This window comes from Streptomyces xingningensis (genome assembly GCF_054957865.1).
The window spans coordinates 1-1,313 of record NZ_JBDJPF010000160.1; the positions used below are offsets into that span (position 1 = coordinate 1).

Consider the following 1,313-nt stretch of genomic DNA (forward strand, 5'->3'; position numbering starts at 1 on the left):
TCAAGAGGCACCCCTGGCCGACCCGCCAACCGTCCCCGCCGCTCCCGGTGACAGCGCGCCTTTGATCCAACCGAGCCCGAGTACCACCCCCAACCCGAACTCCACACCCGGATCGACGCTCAGTCCCAACACCAGCACCACCCCCGCGCCAAACAACACTCCGTCCCGGTCGGCCCCCGGCACCAACACCCCCGCCACACCAAACAAACCCACCAAAAATTCACCGTCTACCAAGAACTCCCCCACCATTCCGCCGCCCAATGTCCCCTCCGGGCCGCGGGCCTGGGTAAACGCGGCCTCCAACAAGTGTCTGGAAATCCGGCGCGACGCCACCGACAACGGTGCCACAGCCAACCAATGGGACTGCAACAACTCACCCACCCAGCGGTGGATCAGCGCCAACCCGGACGGGTGGGGCACCATCACCAATGCCAACTCGCATAGGTGCCTGGAAATCCGCCGCGACGCAACGGACAACGGAGCCACCGCCAACCAATGGGACTGCAACGACTCGGCAACCCAGAGGTGGCAGTGGAAGGCCGCACCCGGCGGAGACTGGAACCTGGTCAACGCCAACTCCGGCAAGTGCCTGGGAATCCGCGAGGGCTCCGCCGACGACGGTGCCCTCGCCGAGCAGCGGGACTGTAGCGACTCCCCCGCCCAAAGGTGGCGCTGATCTGCAAAACCTCAAGCCGGAGAGGTAGTTACGTCAGTCAGATGCATCCGGCCTGTTTTTCGCGATGCACCTCGGACCATGCCCGTCATAGAGATCCATGCATGCCTCCATGGCCATGTTGTCAGGCCAATACCACACAGTTGTCGGTGCCTTGCCTTTGACGCCTTTCTGCTCGCCGAGCCACTTCTTCACCGAACCGTCGTTGCTCAGGCGATCGAGCCACACATCTGCCCACCCATTGCCGGTCGATACCCATGCCCAGGCGTACAAGCGTCCGTTGACCCGCCCGGACCTGAGGTTGAGCTCCACGTCGCCGACCTTCATCGTGCGGTCGGTCTCTGTCTTGTCGAAATCGACAGAGTCGGGCTTACGGCCCTCGCAGCCGGTCATGGCGCAGCCGGAGCCTTTCGAGGTTGGCGGGTTTTCAGTGGGTTTGTTGGGTGTGTTTGGGGTGCTGGTGGTGGGTGGCGACTGAAATGGAGTGCTGCTTGGCCCGCGGGTGGTGCTGGTGTCGGGGCTGGGTGTGGCGCCCGTGCTGGGGGTGCTACCCGGCCTCGGCGGGGCGGAAGGCGTGATGCCATCAGGGATGACTGGGATGGCCGGGGCGGCTGACGGGTCGGCCTGGGCTATTTCGCGT

At 64.7% G+C, this 1,313-nt stretch carries 2 protein-coding genes and 1 pseudogene; 1 reads left to right on the forward strand and 2 read right to left on the reverse strand.

The window, feature by feature from the left end; genetic code table 11:
* Complete coding sequence (locus ABCR83_RS32615; protein ID WP_462698884.1) at positions 1 to 435, reverse strand: hypothetical protein; 435 nt, start codon at positions 433 to 435, stop codon at positions 1 to 3.
* Between ABCR83_RS32615 and ABCR83_RS32620 the strand changes: the two genes are divergently transcribed.
* Entirely contained in the window at positions 317 to 676 is a 360-nt protein-coding gene (locus ABCR83_RS32620) for an RICIN domain-containing protein (RefSeq protein ID WP_462698883.1), read from the forward strand. The genes ABCR83_RS32615 and ABCR83_RS32620 overlap by 119 nt on opposite strands.
* A gap of 33 nt (positions 677 to 709) precedes the next feature.
* On the opposite strand, the pseudogene ABCR83_RS32625 reads toward ABCR83_RS32620, so the two are convergent.
* Positions 710 to 1,313, reverse strand: a pseudogene (locus ABCR83_RS32625) (hypothetical protein); the annotation flags it as partial.